General features: G+C 38.5%; 15 protein-coding genes and 1 tRNA gene. 2 read left to right on the top strand and 14 right to left on the bottom strand.

Annotated elements, in window-relative coordinates; genetic code table 11:
• Positions 1–212: 212 nt before the first annotated feature.
• Positions 213–848, top strand: a complete 636-nt coding sequence (locus tag BLO53_RS00295; protein WP_092058157.1) for a hypothetical protein — start codon at positions 213–215, stop codon at positions 846–848.
• A gap of 117 nt (positions 849–965) precedes the next feature.
• Here the strand turns inward: BLO53_RS00295 and BLO53_RS00300 are convergent, their stop codons facing one another.
• From BLO53_RS00300 to BLO53_RS00315, 5 genes are all read right to left on the bottom strand, one after another.
• Positions 966–1,832, bottom strand: a complete 867-nt coding sequence (locus tag BLO53_RS00300) for an ROK family protein (RefSeq protein ID WP_092058159.1) — start codon at positions 1,830–1,832, stop codon at positions 966–968.
• A gap of 73 nt (positions 1,833–1,905) precedes the next feature.
• Positions 1,906–3,030: a tRNA 2-thiouridine(34) synthase MnmA gene (gene mnmA / locus BLO53_RS00305; RefSeq protein ID WP_092058160.1), complete on the bottom strand. Its 1,125-nt coding sequence runs from the start codon at positions 3,028–3,030 to the stop codon at positions 1,906–1,908.
• Positions 3,031–3,067: 37 nt separating this feature from the next.
• A complete protein-coding gene (locus tag BLO53_RS00310; RefSeq protein ID WP_092058162.1) occupies positions 3,068–4,042 on the bottom strand; it encodes a calcium/sodium antiporter in 975 nt (324 codons plus the stop codon).
• Between the two features lie 210 nt (positions 4,043–4,252).
• On the bottom strand, positions 4,253–4,429 hold the full coding sequence (locus tag BLO53_RS18900; RefSeq protein WP_143003185.1) for a bacteriocin: 177 nt from the start codon (positions 4,427–4,429) through the stop codon (positions 4,253–4,255).
• Positions 4,430–4,685: 256 nt separating this feature from the next.
• Positions 4,686–4,756, bottom strand: a tRNA-Gly gene (locus BLO53_RS00315).
• A gap of 132 nt (positions 4,757–4,888) precedes the next feature.
• Here BLO53_RS00315 and mscL point away from each other — a divergent pair.
• A complete protein-coding gene (gene mscL, locus BLO53_RS00320) occupies positions 4,889–5,371 on the top strand; it encodes a large conductance mechanosensitive channel protein MscL (protein ID WP_092058164.1) in 483 nt (160 codons plus the stop codon).
• 131 nt (positions 5,372–5,502) lie between these two features.
• Here the strand turns inward: mscL and BLO53_RS00325 are convergent, their stop codons facing one another.
• From BLO53_RS00325 to BLO53_RS00365, 9 genes are all read right to left on the bottom strand, one after another.
• Positions 5,503–7,617, bottom strand: coding sequence for a cellulose binding domain-containing protein (locus BLO53_RS00325; RefSeq protein WP_092058166.1), 2,115 nt, complete (start codon positions 7,615–7,617; stop codon positions 5,503–5,505).
• A 312-nt stretch (positions 7,618–7,929) separates the two neighbouring features.
• On the bottom strand, positions 7,930–10,359 hold the full coding sequence (locus BLO53_RS00330; protein WP_092058168.1) for an ABC transporter substrate-binding protein: 2,430 nt from the start codon (positions 10,357–10,359) through the stop codon (positions 7,930–7,932).
• 17 nt (positions 10,360–10,376) lie between these two features.
• Positions 10,377–11,630 carry an ABC transporter permease gene (locus BLO53_RS00335; RefSeq protein ID WP_092058170.1) on the bottom strand — a complete coding sequence of 418 codons (1,254 nt, stop codon included), beginning with the start codon at positions 11,628–11,630 and terminating at the stop codon, positions 10,377–10,379.
• A complete protein-coding gene (locus BLO53_RS00340; protein WP_092058172.1) occupies positions 11,630–13,231 on the bottom strand; it encodes an HlyD family efflux transporter periplasmic adaptor subunit in 1,602 nt (533 codons plus the stop codon). Before BLO53_RS00340 ends, BLO53_RS00335 begins: the two co-directional genes overlap by 1 nt.
• 22 nt (positions 13,232–13,253) lie before the next feature.
• Positions 13,254–14,180 carry a carbohydrate ABC transporter permease gene (locus tag BLO53_RS00345; protein WP_051196710.1) on the bottom strand — a complete coding sequence of 309 codons (927 nt, stop codon included), beginning with the start codon at positions 14,178–14,180 and terminating at the stop codon, positions 13,254–13,256.
• 8 nt (positions 14,181–14,188) lie between these two features.
• On the bottom strand, positions 14,189–15,079 hold the full coding sequence (locus BLO53_RS00350; RefSeq protein WP_242875258.1) for a carbohydrate ABC transporter permease: 891 nt from the start codon (positions 15,077–15,079) through the stop codon (positions 14,189–14,191).
• Positions 15,057–17,249: a DUF6449 domain-containing protein gene (locus BLO53_RS00355; RefSeq protein ID WP_092058176.1), complete on the bottom strand. Its 2,193-nt coding sequence runs from the start codon at positions 17,247–17,249 to the stop codon at positions 15,057–15,059. The genes BLO53_RS00350 and BLO53_RS00355 overlap by 23 nt, the downstream gene beginning before the upstream one ends.
• Positions 17,221–18,126: an ABC transporter ATP-binding protein gene (locus BLO53_RS00360; protein WP_092058179.1), complete on the bottom strand. Its 906-nt coding sequence runs from the start codon at positions 18,124–18,126 to the stop codon at positions 17,221–17,223. The genes BLO53_RS00355 and BLO53_RS00360 overlap by 29 nt, the downstream gene beginning before the upstream one ends.
• The gene (locus BLO53_RS00365) at positions 18,119–18,541 is read right to left on the bottom strand and encodes a GntR family transcriptional regulator (RefSeq protein WP_092058181.1); all 423 of its coding nucleotides are present in this window, start codon (positions 18,539–18,541) and stop codon (positions 18,119–18,121) included. The genes BLO53_RS00360 and BLO53_RS00365 overlap by 8 nt, the downstream gene beginning before the upstream one ends.
• Positions 18,542–18,738: the final 197 nt, after the last annotated feature.

Genomic DNA, 18,738 nt, shown 5'->3' on the forward strand with positions numbered 1-18,738 from the left:
ACCTCCAAGATCACATATCTAAATACATCATCAGATCCAACTTTAACACATCCAGAATCTGGCAATTTTTCTATTTTATCTATATCTTACTTTTGACAGTGTATAAGTTTATCAGCATAATTTTATACTTTCAAGCGGCGCTAATCTTTACAAATAGCCGTATGTCCAGTAATCTAGTCACATAAAAGTCTATTATTCCAGGGGGAAATCACATGATATCAAAACTACTTAATGCTATTTCAGACAAGTATCCACTTACAGAAAAAGGTGCATCTGGATTTGAACAGATGAAGGTCAAGGGAATGAAGTTTGACATTAATTCCTATGAAGCAAAGGGGCTTGGCCATGTTTCAACCATGTGTGCCAAGGGCTTTTTTGGTCTTATGAAAATGGATACTCTCATCATTACACCCAAAGATAAAGATCTTCCTCTTTTTTCCTATGATAGAATAAAAGCTATGGGCAATGATAAATTATACGTTGAGTTCTATGACACCTGCGTTGAAGACCCTAATTTAAAACCAATTGACGACCTCTTATCCAAATACAGCGATATTCCTAAGGCCGAAGCTAAAAAGCAGTGGTACGATGACATAAAGCTATCTCAGACCACTACCTTTGTAGGTAAAAAGAAAGATAGCGATGCTTTTGATAAGATGGCTCTTGAATTTATGAACGCCTTCGTTAGTATCGATGCAAAAGATGTCACAGATCACGAAACAAAAGAAAAAAAGACATCTGTCTACGTTGATGGTCTTCTTAATAATGGAGGTCCTGCCACAGACGTATTCCTAAACAGTGTAGGTAAAGAAAAAACCACAGAGCTATTTAAGAAAGTATTATTTTAAGGTCAGCTTAGCTGACATATTTCATATCAGCGGCTCTGCAATAAAAAGCCTGGCTTGAAGTATCAAATACATCAAGTCAGGCTATGTCTTTTCATAAGATATTTGCTAAAGCTTACCCTACTGAGCATCAATTGCAAGTTTTATTGCTCCCATGATTCCCTGATCATCATTTAAGCTAGCAGGAACGATGTATTCATCGAGCTTCTCGAGAGTCTTAGTGTTAATGTATCCAGCCATCTTATCCTTAAAAACATTTCGAATAAGGGGAAATAGCTGCAACTGATGCATTACGCCACCTCCTAAAATTATCTTCTGAGGGCTGAGAGTCATGCAGAAATTTACAAGGGCAGTTCCTATATAATCAGCTTCTAGTTCCCAAACCTTTGAGTCATCAAAAAGTTCCTTGGCACTCTTTCCCCATCTCTTCTCAATAGATGGGCCTGCAGCAAGGCCTTCAAGGCATGCCTTGTGATATGGGCAAACACACTCGCCCTTATCATCAGCTCTTTTCTCAATAATGATGTGTCCAAGCTCAGGATGTAGCATACCGTGAAGTAGTTTACCATTAGCCATAACTCCACCACCAATTCCTGTTCCAATAGTAAGATAAATAGCGTCTGTAAGCCCCTTGGCGCAGCCATAGGTGATTTCTCCAAGGAGCGACCCATTAACGTCTGTATCAAAGCCTACAGGCACTCCAAGAGCGTCCTTGATGCAGCCTACTATATTAAAGTTCTTCCAGGCTGTCTTGGGTGTTGATGTAATATATCCGTAGGTCTCAGATTTCTTATCAAGGTTTATAGGTCCAAAGCAAGCAACTCCAATAGCCTTTATATCCTTGTCCTTAAAGTAATCGATGATCCTTGGCATTGTCTCATCCGGTGTAGTAGTAGGAATAGAAACCTGCTCTATAATATGTCCATTTTCATCCCCAATTGCACAGACCATCTTGGTTCCGCCAGCCTCTAATGCTCCATATAACATAGCTTTACCCCCAATTATGTTTTTCTCATATTTTAAAAGTGATATTCAAACTAAATGAATATCACTTTTAATTTCAATTATCACCTACAGAATCTATAATACCACCGCCAAGAACGATATCACCATCATAAAGTACGCAGGACTGACCTGCAGTAGCAGCTCTCTGTGGCTCGTCAAATACTACCCTTGCCTTGCCTCCGTCAAGTAAAGAAACAGTAGCAGGCTGTTCCTTGTGCTTATACCTTATCTTGGCACTGCATCTAAAGTCTTCTGCCGGCATATCTCCTGTGATCCAGTGAAACTCCCTGATTACAAGCTCTCTTTTAAATAAATCCTCATTATCTGCAAGGATTACTTTATTATTCTCAACATCGAGCTTAGTTACATAGAGCCTTCTGTCTGCCGGAATACCAAGGCCTCTTCTCTGGCCAATCGTGTAATTTATGATTCCGTCATGTTTTCCAAGGACATTTCCTTCTTTATCGACAAAATCGCCCTTTGGATACTCTTTTTCTCTATATCTTTTTATCATTCCAGCATAGTCACCATCAGGAACAAAGCAAATATCCTGGCTCTCACTCTTATGAGATGTGACAAAACCATATTTCTCAGCAATTCCGCGGACCTCTGGCTTAGTAAATTCACCAAGAGGAAAAAGAGTGTGACGAAGCTGCTCTTCAGAAAGGTCATATAAAACATAGCTCTGATCCTTATTAAGGTCTTTAGCCTTTAGAAGGTAAAAATGTCCATCTCTTTCCTCTATTCTGGCGTAATGTCCAGTAACAATGAAGTCACACCCAAGTTCTAAAGCCCTCTTATAAAGACTGTCAAACTTAAGATATTTATTACATCTGATGCAAGGATTGGGTGTCTCTCCCCTCTCGTAGCTACATACAAAGGGCTCAATTACCTTGTTCTTGAACTCCGCCTCGTAGTGATAAATATTATAATCTATTCCAAGCCTGTCACAGACAGCTCTTGCATCCTTGGTATCTTCAATACTGCAGCAGGTGCCAAGAAGATCAAGACCTACCATGTCATTTTCATATAGACGCATAGTACAGCCAACGCAGTTATATCCCTTTTTCTGAGTAAGGGCCGCTGCAACCGAACTGTCTACTCCACCACTCATGGCAATAAGAGCTGAGCCTTTTTCAAGCTTTTTATCTTGTACTGATCTAAATTCAAAATCTTCCATACTTATACCAATAATAACTTAGTTTGTATCTGCTATCTTATCTTACTATAGCAAATGCAACCTGCGCTACGTAAATTAAAATCATGATAATGCCTTCTGGTCTGTTCAACTCTCTCTTACTTCTAAGGAAAAAGTATGTGGTGATCATCATTATAATGAGAATAATAAGATCATAGAATGAGGCAAAATTTACGGCTACAGGATGAAGTGATGCAGACACTCCAAGGATCAAAAGTAGGTTAAAAATATTTGATCCAATAACATTACCAACTGCAAGTCCAGTTTCCTTCTTGGTTGCTGCAATAACTGATGTAACAAGCTCTGGAAGAGATGTTCCAAAGGCAACAACTGTAAGACCGATAAGTGTTTCTGTCATTCCAAGAGCTCTTGCAATTTCCTTGGCACTGTTTACGACAAGGTTACCACCAATTACGATAGCTACAAGTCCGCCCAGGATAAAGAGTGCGCACTTCCATACTGGCATAAGCTTCTCATCTGATTCTTCTGTCTTGTTCTCCTTGGCAGCCTTGATGAGCCAAACCATGTAAGCAACAAAGAAAACTAAAAGAACGATGCCCTCTACTCTTCCAATAACACCAGCCTGATCAGCCATGTTATGGCCAAGAATATTACCTGAAAAAACAGCTGATGAAAGTGTGAAAAGAAATACAACTACTGTTGCGATGATTGAAACAGGGAAATCTCTGTGGAAGATTTCTTTACCACCAGGAACTGTACAAAACAGCGCACAGGCACCAAGAACCACAAGAAGATTGAACATGTTGGATCCAACTACATTACTGATAGCAATCTCATTGGAACCGGCAAGAGCAGCTGTAGAACTGACTGCAAGCTCTGGAGCACTGGTTCCCATGGCTACTATAGTAAGACCAATAATTAGACTTGGTACTCTGAATACCTTAGCAAGAGAAGCTGCTCCATCGACAAAAAAGTCCGCGCCCTTAACAAGAGCAACAAAACCAACAACAAGTAACAATAAGTTTAATAACATATTTTCCTCCTTAAAATATGCAGAAAAAAAGAGACTTTTTTCCACAACAAAAATTGTGGTAAAAGTCTCGCTAATTATAACATATCCCGAGGATTACTCCTGTGCTGACGATATATGTTACATGTATCTCTACATGCCAGCTACTCCCTAATACCTTTTGAAATTATAACACTTTAAGTAAAATTATAAAACTGAAAATTTTATGAACATTTATCCTTCAAATGTGTGAAGAGTCTTACAAAATGGGCATTTTGCAATTGTTACATCCATGTTTACTTCAAAGTTCTTGCTGCATTTTTTGCAGGATACTTTCATGAACTTGATCTTCTTGTTGGCTCCACCAGTGATGTTTTCAAGTTCTGTTTCATTTAAGATTTCTGTATTCATTTAATGTTCCCCCCTAGCGATACTAATATATTTGACACCTATATCATAATATTTTATACGAAAGAAAACAAAAAAGGGAAAAAATGGCGCCGTATAATCAATATACTCTCCTGCTGAATAGCAAGCGATGCATACAAGAATTGCTTCGCAATTCTTGTCCGCGCTTTGGCGCGGTATAAAGAAAGCCCAACATGAAAAACATTGCAAATAAATTTGCAGTTTTCATATTGGGCTTTCTTTGCATCGCTTGTTATTCAGCAGGATACGGGAATCGAACCCGCCTCCTCAGCTTGGGAAGCTGATATACTACCGATGTACTAATCCTGCATATTTGAATTAGCCGACTATTTAATAGTACCGAAATTATGGTATAATTTCAAGTATGAATTGTACAAATTCAAGTAACCATCAGACTTTTTGGGGAACACAAACTGACGATTTGTGTAGAAAGCAGGAGAAATGACAGACAAAGTAAAAAAAGTAGCAGGCAAGGGCAAGAGCCTTGCAGGGGAATTTCGTGAATTTATCATGCGCGGCAATGTAATGGACATGGCAGTCGGTGTTATCATCGGCGGTGCTTTTCAGAAGATCATCTCTTCACTTGTTGATGACATTATAATGCCAGTAATAAGCCTTCTAACAGGCGGAATTGATTTCAACAACAAATTTGTAGTGCTTGATGGCGGAAGCTACGCCACCTTAGAAGCTGCCAAGGAAGCTGGCGCAGCAACTCTTAATTATGGAACCTTTATCACTGTAGTTATCAACTTCATCCTGATGGCACTTGTGATCTTCCTTCTTGTTAAGTTTATGAACAGCGTATCCAACAAATTTGCAAAGGAAGAGGCTGAGGCACCCAAGACAACAAAGATTTGCCCTAAATGTAAGAGCGAGATCAATATCGAGGCTACAAAGTGCCCTTGCTGTACTTCAGATCTTTAAACTTAGAATTGTAATATTTCAATTCGGCTTTAATATTTTAGATTATTGTTTTTCCTCAAAAAAAACGGCTACCGCAAAATTCAAATTGCGATAGCCGTTTTCTTTAATTTATGAGAAAGAGATATTTGCTATTACTCAAGAGTATAATCAAGAGTAGTGAATGTTCCTGTTCCCTGGATTCCAAAGAATGCGCTGCCACCTGCATTGATAGTAGCATTCCAAGACTCAGGAGTAATTACATAGTAGTCGCCTTCTGTAGCAACCTTAACGCACCAGCTATTATCAATTGTGAGCTGACTCTTTTTAAGCTTAAGTGTCCAGTTATTTACTGTGCTCTTACCATTGTTAACAACTGCCATGTTGATTGTAAATGAACCCTGTCCATTTACTGTATAATCAAGTGCAAGATCATCATTAACTACAACAGGCTCTGGATCTACAGGTTCTGGGTCAACTGGTTCTGGATCTACAGGTGTAGGATCTACAGGCTCAGGATCAACTGGTGTAGGATCCTCAGGCTGTGGCTCATCTTTAACTTCGCCTTCAGCGAAAATCTCAATAGCATCCTTAACATGGGATGAACCCTGGAATCCAAATTCAACTGAGCTTCCAGCTTCAATTACTCTATTCCATTCAACAGGAGTAACTACATAATAGTCGCCTTCTTCTGTAATGTTTACATTCCAGCTAGCATCGATGCCAACATCGTTCTTGTTGATCTTTACTACCCAATCTTCTGCCTTCTGGCTTGAAGAGTTAGTAACCTTTACAGATACCTGATAACCTGAACCCCAGTTATTTAATGAATACTCAGTTGTTAATCCCTTAGCTACTGGCTGAGGATCAACTGGTGTAGGATCTACTGGCTCTGGATCAACAGGTGTAGGATCAACAGGTTCTGGATCTACAGGTGTAGGGTCAACTGGCTCTGGCTCTTCCTGACCATCCTTAAGGATTGACCAAGAATCAAAATCAATTACGCCATGCTTTGGAACAAAGTACAGATCATAATTTCCGTGAAGGTCAGGGAAGTTAAGATATACTGTTGTCCACTCATAATCTGAACAAGGAATATTGAGGAACGCAAGTCTTGGTCCATATGTATCGCCATCATGGATTTCAAGAACGTGAGAACAATCTGACTTATAAGTGATTGCGATCTTAGAAGCGCCATCAAATTCTACATTCTTAACAACGTATGTTACTCTTGGTCTAAGTCTCTCAACATATGTTCTTCCATCAGCAGTCTTAACATCAAGCTTTTCCATGATAGTAGCATCTTCTGCTTCAACTGTTGTATATGGGTTTATCTTATCTGTTACAACTGGTTCTTCTGGATTTGGCTTAACTGGAGGAGCCATAACCTTCCAGGAGTCAAAAAGAACTGTAGCACCCTGAAGTGCTGCTACAAAGTAAAGGTCATGTTTACCTGAAAGGTCCATGTTAACCTTAATTGTCTTTGTTGTGAAATCGCCAGCTGAAAGCATGATGTTTGAAAGAAGCTCTCCGTCTGGAGCATCAACTCTCACTTCAAGAACTGCTGGCTTATAAGCCTTAGCTGTTGCAACAAATGCTGCAACACCATTTGAAAAATCTACGTTTTTAGCACATACATATCCATTTGAACGGATAAGTGTATATGTCACATCGCCATCCTGAGCAACAATTGCTGCCTTCATCTCAGCAGAATTCTCAGCTTCTACTGTCTCATAAGGATTAACATCACCATATACAGGAGTGGGTGTTGGAGTAGGCTCCACAGTAGCTTCAGCTTTCTCAGCTACCCAGTAATCAGCGGTAGCATCACCGATAGCACCTACAAAAGCAAGTGTATGCTTACCTTCTAGACTCTTTTTAACCTTATAAGTGATTGTCTTAAATTCACCCTTAGTGTCACCAATCTTGAAATTAGCTACTACATCACCGTCAACGCCGCCTTCTCTTACCTCAATAACAGAAGGAGTATCAGCCTTGGCAGTAAGAGAAATTTTAGATAAGCCTTCGCTAAAATCAACATCCTTAACAAGCCAATAGTCTCCAGCTTCTATACTTGAAAGTGTTGTTATCTTTTGGCCATTATATACTTCAGGAGTCTGAACAACGCCTTCTCTTCCAAAGTTAAGCTCTGCCTGAACTGTGCTGTAAGGATCAATCTTAGGAGCAGCTAATGCTGTAACCGAACTACTTGCTACCACTGCAGATGCAGATAATAACCCGCATAGAAATAAAGATATACCTTTCCTCATACGATAAAAACCCCCTATTAGTTTTTATTCTCGTTTAAAAAGTAATGTGTTCCTAAGCGCTTAAACGTTTTCGTTACTCGAGTGACTAAATTGTAACAATTTACGTAACAAATGGCATGTCAGATATTGCTACCCGCATGCCATTTGTTGCTAATTTACAGAATTTTCGTAACTTTAGGCGCTTTCACCATTTAGATAGGGTCTAATTTGTGCATTTTTCAAATAATTCTGTAACAAAATATTGTATTTTCGAAAAATTCTCGACAAAAATGTTATTTTGTAGTTAATATTTTATCTTTTTAACGTTCATTATTAACTATTTTCATTTACATAGATTGATACTCTACTCTGGATAATATCAGCAACTTCCTTTGCTGTTTTCTGTCCGCTATAGAAGGCAGAAGCCTCTTCTGTGATGATGCTATCAATACTATCGTTACTGCTATAAACCTGATTCAAGGATTTGATGAAATTAGTTACTTCTGCAACTTCCTCTAAAGACATAGGTTCAAGCTTTATTTCCTCATCACCCCTGTAGTAGTAATCATCATATTCTACCTTTTCGTCGCCATCCATATAAAACGGCTTCTGAGTTGCCAGCTTTCCACTTTCCTCAAAAGCAGCTTTAGTGATAGGGAATTCATAAACCTCTTTCTGATATTCGTCAGAATAGAATTTCTTGACGAACTCCCAGGCTGCATCTTTATTCTTGCTCTGCGCGCTTACAGCAACTCTAAGAAGCGGATAAATGCTCGAACTATTAACTCCTAGTTCATTAGGATATCCAATCATGGTTACATCTGAGCCGAAATATCCCTTCTTATACTGATTGTAAGCTCTAAATGAATTAATGCTTGTTATATTAAACAGAGCCTCATCATTAAGGTAAGCTGTATCCTTTACAGAATCATATGCACTATCTGGTATCTCTTCCATGAAGTTCTTACTATACTCAAGGAAATTCACAAAAGACTCGCTGTCAAAGTGACAAGTCTTGTTTTCCCAATCGATATAATTTTTACCAGCATATTTAAGTCCCTCATCAAGAAATGCACTTCTTGGAATAATTCCAAAAGCATACTGCTGATTTACTCCAGTCTCTTGAATAAGCTTTTTGCATTCATCAAATGTAATTGTATCTTTACCCTCTACATATTTAGTCTTTACAAGCATAGTCCCTATCATAAATTTAGGAACAACCTGATAAGTCTTGCCATTTGTTTTTAGAGCATCAAATACATTTGTAACCATGTCGCTTTCAGATATATCAGGATCTTTTTCAAAATATGGAGTCAGATCAAGGAAAAGTCCCTTATTAATATAGCTGTCTACAGGCATCTCATTGCCAACAACAATGATATCAGGCGTATTACCAGATATAATATCCATATTAAATTTCTCGGCGCCAGCACCATATGAATCTTCATTATCAAAAGAAGAATAATCTACAAACTTAATCTTGTAGTCATTGCTCTTTTGATTAAAATCATAGACCAATCTTCTAATATCATAATCAATATAGTATCCGCCAAGTGTGAGTATCTGTTTGTCTTTTACCTGCTCTGGTGGAATCTTATTAAGTCTGTAAAGATGGAAATTATACTCCTCATCTGGTATACAAGCAAGGAATTCCACATCACTTATTGCAACTGCAAGGCTGGTAGAATTTGTAAGCTGAATATCAGAATCAACATAATCTAAAATTTTGGTCTTGGTGTCGGATGCAGCATCATAGCCATAAAAGGCAGTGTTATCGCTGATATACAGATCATATCCGTTTCCTCCAAAGAATGAATAATCACCATTTCCCAAAACCTTAGAAGGCTCACCAATCTTTCCATCTTTAGGGTCAAAAGTGCTAAGGCAATATCCTGTATCTCCATAGTAGCTAACAAAAAGCTTGCCATTAAAGCCTTTCTGGAAGTAGTAATACATGTACTGTCCTGCGTTGTCTACCACAGTCTTAAAGCCGTTTTCCTCTGAATAGGTAAAGATTCCCTTTTCCATAGAAAACAGGATAATTCCATCATCTGTTACAGTAAAGTCGTGAACATCAAAGTAGTCTTCATCGCTTGCGAATTCTTTCATTAAGTCAACCTGATAAAGAAGATTTCCATCAGAGTCGTACTTAACAAAATAGCTTTCCTGCTCAGAATCTACTATTTCTTTATCTTCTTCATTTTCAGAGACCTCTTCAGAAGTTTCCTCTGAAGCTTCTTCTAAGACTTCTTCAGAGACTTCTTCAGAGACTTCTTCTGATGCTTCCTCAGAAGCTTCTTCGCCTGCATGAGCTACACCTATCTCCTCATCTTCTGAAGTCTCATCCGCAGACTCATCAGATGTCTCTTCGTCCTCATATTCATAATTGTACTTATAGCAGACAGCATAAACATTACCATCCTTATCAGGGCAAGCATTCTGATAATACATATTATAAGCCGATGGAATCTTAGTGGTCTTTAAATCTGATCCATCAGGATTAAATGTATATACATAAACATAATCATCTCCTGAAGAAGAAACAGCATAAACTCTGTCTCCAATAGCCCCTACTCTGTTAATGTTTTCTGATAAGCCATCAATATCAACAGCATTAGCCGAAAATACATGGTCTTTTGAAGCTTTTGAAGCTTCTTCTAAAAGCTCGTTACCTGGCTTTTTTTCTTTTCCACATCCGGTAAAAGAAAAAGCTAAAGCCATGGCCATTCCTATGCACAGGCCTCTTTTTAAGTAACCTTTCATTTTCATAATCTCCTCTCTCATTTAGTATCATTTTGCTTTTCCAGCAGTTTCTTTTGCCTGTCAGATTCAAAATCATATTTCTTATCTGCCAGGTAATTAACAATACCTCTTACTGTCCATTTTTTATTCCTATAAGCAAGTACGACCAAGACCGCCAGTATCACAGATATAACTACTATGCATACCGTTCTTACAAGATTTAAAAGTGCAAGAATATCCTCATATCCTCTGGCAAGATTTTCCCAATAAGGATAAAAGATTGGCTTGTCCCACATACTTCTTTTTCCAAAGCTTCTGGATACTTCCCAGAGCTTGAAAAAAGAAAATCTGTCAGAATTATCAACTACTGTAATATACTGATCATCGAATCCAGAGCTGGTCCTTATAATCTGGGCAGCAATACCATCTACAGGGCTTGGCATAACAACTTCATAGCAGTTAATACCACCGATATTAGCCTTGCTGCCATCTTCCGATAAATCAACCGAACTTGTCTTACCACTTAGTATCTCGCCATATCTTGAAAGGGAATCATATGACATATATACGATACACTTTGACAATCCGGCAGCATCTTTTAATTTTCCTTCCTGTCTTTTGACGACTCCCGAAACATAATGATTGATTCCACCAATAGTTACGCACTGCCCTATGATATCGTTTGAGCCAAAAAGCTCCCATGCAAGCTGCTCATCGATAACTATCTTATCCTTCATCACATCATCAGGCATAAAATAGGACCCTGCCACAAGTTCCATAGGATGGAAAAAGAAAAAATCCCCATCAACACCAATTGTATCAACGTTCTCCGCTTTTTTGTTTTCAAACCTTAATGTTGAAAGTCCCTGAGCACTGTAGCAGCTATTATACAAATCTGATATAACGGATGCTTCCTCCTCTTTTGGAGTATTCTCATGTCCTATATCAATGGTATCTACTATTTCCTTGCCATCACTATGAACATCTTCCTCTTCCTCAGGCATAAGTCCTGCCTTTTGCAGCTCCAGCTCCATGGTATATTCAAGTTTTCTTATCTCGCTTGGTGTAATTTCTCTATCCTCGGTAAAAAAGAGACTAACCTGCGCCACTTTACCGTCATACTCCCAGCGACTTGCCCCGAGCTGATCTGGAAGCCCTGAAATAATTACTCTGCTGATAAGTCCAAGCACCAGGTCAATAACCAAGAGGCATAAAACAATGATAAGTACTATATTTCTTTTCCTATTGGAAAAGAATTTTTTTATATATCCCCAAATTTTTTCAAAAATCATTAGTTATTTGCAAGCCTCACCTGTTCCCCTGACTTAACAGGCTTATTTGATGTGGTAATAACGTACTCATCACCATCAAGTGCTGCTGTTATAGCTGAATAATTGTCATCAGAAGCAAGGACATCTACGTCAACCTTGGTAGCAATATATCTGTTTCCAAGAGGGCTTGATTTACTCTTAACTACAAGAACAAACTTGCTGGCAGTACCTGTCTTTATTGCACTGTTTGGAACGACCATGTCATAATCAACTGATCTCTCTCCGATAGCAAGAGATATAGACTGTCCAGGAGTTATATCCTTACTCTCAACCTTAAATGTTAAAAGCTTTCTATTTGCTGGATCTTTCTTGTCGTTTTTGATTGAAATCAGTGTAGCCTTGAAATCATCGCCAAACATCCATGCATTCTGAGGCTTTGCAGCATCACCTATCTTTAATTTCTGTGCCTGCTGATTAGTAACAGAAAAGCTTGTTGTCATGTCTTTTCCATCAACCTGAATAACTGCAGCAGCTTCATCAGCATTTATAGTTTCGCCAGATGCCTTGGCAAGTGAAGAAACAATTCCTGCAACAGGAGTCTTGATCGAAGCTCCTACAGACTCTTCTTCAAGCTTGGCAATCTTTTCCTTAAGTTCCTTTATCTTATCTCTCTGCTGACAAAGAGAAATCTCTGTCTTAATGGCAGTTGTGACCTTAGTCTTTTCTTTTTCTGCATCCTCAAGCTGCTTCTTGGCTTCAGTCTCATTAGCTGTAGCTTCAAGAATCTTACTATCATAGCTAAGCTCTATCTGGCTCTTATAAGTAGCAAGCTCAGTCTGCTCTCTCTTATTGTCCTGTGTATCAAGATTCCACTGTCTCTCTGCATTATTCTTATCTTCCTTGGACATATCAGAACCTTCAATCTTCGCTATCTCATAAGCAGCCATAGCATTTTCATACTCATAGGTAAGCTTGTTATATTCAATTGCATTTGCATCTGTAGTCTTTAATTTCTGAAGATATTCCTTGGCCTTGGTTGCTGCGTCTGCCACAGCCTTGGCATTATCGTAGGCTGTAGTTACCTCTTTAAGCTTAAGCTGGTAAGAGTCCATTGTAGCTGTGCTACCGCTTCTAACTCTTGAGATGACATCATCTGGAACATCCCCTGAAAAAAGAGCCTGCTCATAAGACGTCTGCGCATCATTAAGCTTTTCCTTGGCAGTCTTAAGCTCCTCAGATTCGTTGTCCTCAAGATAGTAAATAACATCGCCAATCTCTACGTGAGCGCCTTCCTTAACAGCAACTCCAGTGATCTTTCTGGTCTCCTTAACCGTAATATTGTAAGGATCTTCAGCACTGACCGTTCCTGTCCCTCTTATCTGAGGGCTGATAGAGCCATATGAAATACTCTGTGTAGCCACCTGAGGCAGTGAATAATTCATAATGGTATTTGAAAAGAATGTAAGAAGAAGCATCACAGACAAAAATCCGATAGCAACATTCTTTATCATATCCTTTTTATTTACCGGCTTTTTGCCATTATCTTTTGGCGCAAGAGCTGAAGTTCCATCAGTCTCTACCACTTCAACTATCTCTTTTTCATTATCCTTAAAATCTGACATTTCTATTAACTCTCCCTTTTACTTAACCTTTTATTCCCCCCTGGTAAGAGATTCCCTCTACCAGATAGTCCTCGCCGTACAGGAAAATAAGAAGCGGCGGAACCAGATATATAACTGCAACTGCGAAGGCAAGAGAAATCTCGCCTGCATTTATCTTGGATAGGAACACCGAAAGTGGGTGCATATCTGAATCCGGTAAAAGAATCAGTGGCTGCTCAACCATGTTCCAGTAATCAAAGAATACCAAAATGGAAATAGAAGCTATACCGCCCTTACAGAGTGGAAAGCATATCCTTGAAAAGATATACCATTCATCAGCCCCATCAATCGAAGCTGCCTCCATCACCTCAGTTGGTATCCTTCTCATGAACTTAGTAAGAAGGTACACCGCAAAGGGTGAAAAAATACCTGGAAGCCAGATAGCCCATTTGGTTCCATATATACCAATTGCCCTAGATACCAGGAAATTAGGAACCAGCGTAACCTGGTAAGGCATCAGCATCATAATGATATATGCAAAAAATATTGCATTCTTAAGTTTCCCTGAGTATCTTGCAAAGCCATATGAAGCCAACGTTGCTATCAGTAGCTGAAACACTACAATAGGGCCAACATATATTATTGAATTCCAGAATTTGAATAAATACTCCGGGCTCTTAAACAAAACTGTGTAATACTGGGAGAAAGATACCATATCCGGAATAAACTTAAGGTTTACTGTCTTTGAAATAAATACCTTGCCGCCTTTTTCCGTCGTAGCAAATATTGATCCGTAATTGGCGCTTATTTCTGATGCCGACATAAATGAATTCGTAACTGTCAGGATCGTTGGCAAAAGAAATATGAAAGCAAATATAATAGCAGCCACGGTAACAAGTACAGTCTTAAAATTATCTATTCTTATTTTTTTCTTTTTAGCTTTTTGTCTAAATCCAACCTGCGTGCTCATCTTCTCTTTTACCCTTCTATATCCTTGCCAAACCAGTTCTCTATTGCATACATGATGTACACCAGTATAGTAACTACAATAAACATGATAATGGCTGCTGATGATAATTTCTGATAGTCAAGAGAAGCAAAGGTGTTATTCATAAAGTGCTGCAAAATATACAACGTCTGATATGGATAATCTCCTGTCATAAGATAAACCTCTCTAAACACCTTAAAGGAGCTTATCAGTGACATGATAGCCACGAACAATATCGTGGATGACATATATCTTACCTTAACAATCCAGAAGACCTGCCATTTATTGGCATTTTCAAGGGCTGCAACCTCCAAAAGATCCTTGGGAATACTTGCAAGAGCTGACATAAACAGAATCATGTTGTATCCAAGGTTCTTCCATAGGAAAAGAGCTACGATTACGATGGCGGCTTTATCGGATTTAAGCCAGTCTACCTTATTCTGTCCAAAGAAAACCATAAAATTATTGACTATTCCATTATGGTGAAACATAACCTGCCAGATAAGAACAACAGAAGCAGTTGGCACCATAAGAGGGCTTAAGAAAAAGGTCCTGAAATAACTCTTAAAGGGAATCCTTGACTCCATAACAGCTGCAAGAAACAGTGATAAAACAACTGCCAACGGAACCGCAATAAGTGAAAAAATAAGGGAATTGCTGGCAGCCTGCTTAAAAGCTGCATTGTTCCATACATTTATAAAATTATCAAAGCCTACAAATTCTTTCTGAATGGGGTTATTTATCATTGAATAATAAATAACTACTCCAAAAGGAGCCACAAAAAACAAAATGACTCCAAGTAGTGAAGGCAGAAGAAAAAGCCAGGAAATAAGCTTTTTCTTCTGAAGTGTTGTTAGTTTAGTTGGTGTCGGAATAAACAAAATCAGGTACCTTCCCCATTTCAAAAGAATAATAAGATGCGTAATTACTATTAGACTCCCCAGTCTTTTTAAAATTGATCAAAACGTAAAACTGATCATTTACCAGTTTGTCACGTCTATACCATCTGCTGTAGTAAGGATCGGACACTACATTTTCTATTATATCGCTAATTTGTTCCTTTTCGGTATAGGTAATTGATTTTGATTCAACATTTATATCAATTTCATCCAAATCCTGGCTCTCAAGATCATATCCCGGATAGTAATTAGTTACCTCTATACTTTCTATTTGTTCTACGTCCAATGTGCTTTCTACAAATACACCATACTTTTTAAGTACATCTATCGTATTAGTATAGCAGTCATATACGTTCATTGTAGTAGACGCATAGCCGTGATTAGTATTATTGTCATATGAAATCTGACCGACAGGCACTGTATCCTTGGCCATTTCATAAGTAAAATATTTATCTATATCTTTTCTATAAGCATCGCTCAGCTCAGCATAAGGAATATCAGAAGTAACTTTCTGAGCAGGTCCTGATATATAGCTAACAGTTCCTGTCTTGGCATTTGCAGCATCAAACTCCCTCATATCCTCATCATGGAAGCATACAAAATAACCCTTCTTATATTCATCAGAATCTATTAGCTTTGAAAGGAGCTGTTCGTCAATGTCATAAGGAATACAGATATCTCTATATACGCTTCTGCCATTCTTTAGCCTGTATACAATAGTTTCGCTCCATCCAAGATCGTGATAATTTCCTGTTCTATCATATTCGGCCCACTTCTTTTTGGTGCTCATTCCAATCTTTGAAAGCTCAACGAAGGAGTCAATGTCAGTAATAAACATGTAGTCTTCCGGCATATTATAGCCGTCCTTGAACTGTCCATTTTCGTAAATTGTGTACTCATAGCCTGATTCAAGAAATGCACAGCTCTCAATTTTATCCCTGGAAGGCACATAACAGTCATATCCCAAAAGGTCACCCTTAAAAATCACAAATATAAGTGAAGCTATAGCCACAGCCATGATTGTCTGAGCTTTTCCCTGAATAAAGCTCTTAATGTTGCCATCAAGGATTGCCTCGATAATGCATCCGGAAATAACTGTTCCAAGGACCATTATGCCAAACATCATGATGAAAAACTTTGAACCATTGTCCCAGACATAATCATTCATGCTATAGAATATGAAGCCACTGGCAAGACCTATAACTACGCAGGATAATATCTTGGCAATCCATCTAAAAGGTCTGAAAACAATAGCTTTCCCGGCATGTTCAGCCTTTCTGAATCTGCTGATTACAGCAACGCAGACAAATGCCAACAGACCTACAACCAGAATATCTACATCATAAGAAATAGTCTCTTTAAAACATTCAAATACAGACCCCAGAGAAGTATTATATAATTCTCCTCTCCCTCTAGTCAGATCAAGCATCATTTTCATGATAATAAATCTATCATAGAGAGGTGATGCTATTACATATCCATCCCCTCTTGCCGCATAAGTTGAGAAAAAAAGCTCCTTGTAGCTTGTAAAAACATAACCATATACAACAGATATCAGCATCAAAAATGCCATTACAAGCATTGCAATTGGAAGGCTTCCACACAAGAGGATTGCCAGAACTGTAATGTTATATATAGTAAAAAACAAAACAAAGCTTCGAAGAGTTTCTATAAGTACAGAAACCAAAACTACTCTGCTCATGGCTCCCATACAGGTTGCAACTAAAAGTGCAATGGCATTAACAGAAATGTACATTATGAGGAATGTAGAAATTGCTTTAAAATATGTTTTCCTCATTCTCTCAGCTCTTGTTGTTGGCTGACTCAGATAAAAGTCAAGCTTCTTCTGTTCAAAGACGTAGGAAAAGCCCTGAAATGCAAAGGCGATAGCTATGCCAACTACCAGGATCCATCCAAGCTGCTCAAATCCCATAACCCTTGTCACAGCATTCTGCATCTCGTGATACATATACTCAGGGCTCTGGTGGTATATCTTTCCATAATTGATAGATCTTGAGACCATTACTGCCACACCAAGAATGTAGTAAATTGCCATTAAAAGAAAGCCAATTATAGAAGACCAAAGAGTTCTTGTTACGTATTTCTTGTGATTAGAAATTCTATTACTCAAGGATAAACTTGCGGATGTCATACCCTACTACCTCCGTTTCACTAATGAATATCTCCTCTAAGGAAAGTGGCAATACTTCGAAAAATACAGGATTTCCTCTCTTAAAAGCCGCCTCTATATCTTCTCTTTCTCCTCGCATCGTGATGGTGTGAAGTCTTCCTCTCTTTTCATGGATCAGAATATCTATTCCCTCAAGAGCTGCCTTTTCATCATCTTCGCTTGTAAATACGCACTGTACCTTCTGCATCTTGAGCTTCATGTCGCTAAGATCCTCTGAAAGGATCACTCCTCCCTTATGAAGAAGGCCTATATGATCACAGATATCCTCAAGCTCTCTAAGGTTGTGGGAAGCAATTATAGGTGTAAGGCCTCTGTCTGCCATCTCTGCAGCAAAAAGGCTCTTTACCCCCTGTCTTACAACAGGGTCAAGACCATCAAAAGTCTCATCGCATAATAAATACTTGGTTCCTGAACATATACCAAGAAGAATTGATACCTGCTTTTTCATACCCTTGGAAAAAGAGCTGATCCTACGCTTAATATCTAGGCCGAAACCGCCGCAAAGCTTAAAAAAGCGAAGCTTGTCGAAGTTATCGTAGATTTCCTGGTAGTAATCAGCCATTTCCTCAGGTGTAGAATTTGGAAGGAAGTATTGGTCATCTGATATGTAAAATATATTCTTTTTAACTTCAGGGTTATCATAAACCGGTCTGTTGTCCACACAGACAATTCCCTTATCTGGCTTTATAACGCCAGAAATAATTCTGAGTATTGTGCTCTTTCCTGCTCCGTTTGTTCCAACAAGTCCAAACACTTCCCCATCTAATATGGACATAGTGACATGATTGACAGCTTTGATGTCATCAAAATCTTTTACTAGTTCTATAAGTTCAATCATGATAACCTCCCTCTTTCCCTAATTTTTCAGATGCAGCGCATGCTACAATCCCCATACTGCTCAGGCGCTTTTTGATTTCATCTACAAGCTCATCAATTGGAATCCCAATGTCCTGCGCTTCCCTAAAAAGCTCAGTTATAGCATTTATAAGCTCATTCTTCTTGTTGTCCATCATCGAGGAATTACCCTTAACAAAGTTCCCTCGCCCCTTTACAGTATAAATAAAGCCCTGCCTCTCAAGCTCTGCATAGGCCTTCTGAACTGTATTAGGATTTGTAGACAGTTCCATAGCAAGGCTCCTGACTGATGGCATCTGATCATCAGCCTGAAGAATTCCCTTGTACATTTGGGTTTTAAAATTTTCAACAATTTGTTCGTAGATAGGTCTGCTATCCTGATAGTCAATTAGATTCATATCATCCCCACCATAATTATTAGTTAATAGTTTCACTAAGACTGACCAGGTGTATTGTGCAAGATAAAAAAAACTGTTTCATATTAACTGTACTAATATATCTAGTACAGTTAATATAGTATTCTCATTTTCGTATAATTGCAAGACCTTTTGTAAATATTCCAAAATATTGTAATGTCATAGGAAATCTGAAGAGA

The organism is Butyrivibrio sp. INlla14 (assembly GCF_900102515.1).
In the GTDB taxonomy this organism is placed as follows: Bacteria; Bacillota; Clostridia; order Lachnospirales; family Lachnospiraceae; genus Butyrivibrio.

Coding starts and splice junctions, on each gene's coding strand:
- BLO53_RS00295 (WP_092058157.1), top strand. CDS start 213: ATGATATCAAAACTACTTAATGCTATTTCAGACAAGTATCCACTTACA.
- BLO53_RS00300 (WP_092058159.1), bottom strand. CDS start 1,832: ATGTTATATGGAGCATTAGAGGCTGGCGGAACCAAGATGGTCTGTGCA.
- mnmA (WP_092058160.1), bottom strand. CDS start 3,030: ATGGAAGATTTTGAATTTAGATCAGTACAAGATAAAAAGCTTGAAAAA.
- BLO53_RS00310 (WP_092058162.1), bottom strand. CDS start 4,042: ATGTTATTAAACTTATTGTTACTTGTTGTTGGTTTTGTTGCTCTTGTT.
- BLO53_RS18900 (WP_143003185.1), bottom strand. CDS start 4,429: ATGAATACAGAAATCTTAAATGAAACAGAACTTGAAAACATCACTGGT.
- mscL (WP_092058164.1), top strand. CDS start 4,889: ATGACAGACAAAGTAAAAAAAGTAGCAGGCAAGGGCAAGAGCCTTGCA.
- BLO53_RS00325 (WP_092058166.1), bottom strand. CDS start 7,617: ATGAGGAAAGGTATATCTTTATTTCTATGCGGGTTATTATCTGCATCT.
- BLO53_RS00330 (WP_092058168.1), bottom strand. CDS start 10,359: ATGAAAGGTTACTTAAAAAGAGGCCTGTGCATAGGAATGGCCATGGCT.
- BLO53_RS00335 (WP_092058170.1), bottom strand. CDS start 11,630: ATGATTTTTGAAAAAATTTGGGGATATATAAAAAAATTCTTTTCCAAT.
- BLO53_RS00340 (WP_092058172.1), bottom strand. CDS start 13,231: ATGTCAGATTTTAAGGATAATGAAAAAGAGATAGTTGAAGTGGTAGAG.
- BLO53_RS00345 (WP_051196710.1), bottom strand. CDS start 14,180: ATGAGCACGCAGGTTGGATTTAGACAAAAAGCTAAAAAGAAAAAAATA.
- BLO53_RS00355 (WP_092058176.1), bottom strand. CDS start 17,249: ATGACATCCGCAAGTTTATCCTTGAGTAATAGAATTTCTAATCACAAG.
- BLO53_RS00360 (WP_092058179.1), bottom strand. CDS start 18,126: ATGATTGAACTTATAGAACTAGTAAAAGATTTTGATGACATCAAAGCT.
- BLO53_RS00365 (WP_092058181.1), bottom strand. CDS start 18,541: ATGAATCTAATTGACTATCAGGATAGCAGACCTATCTACGAACAAATT.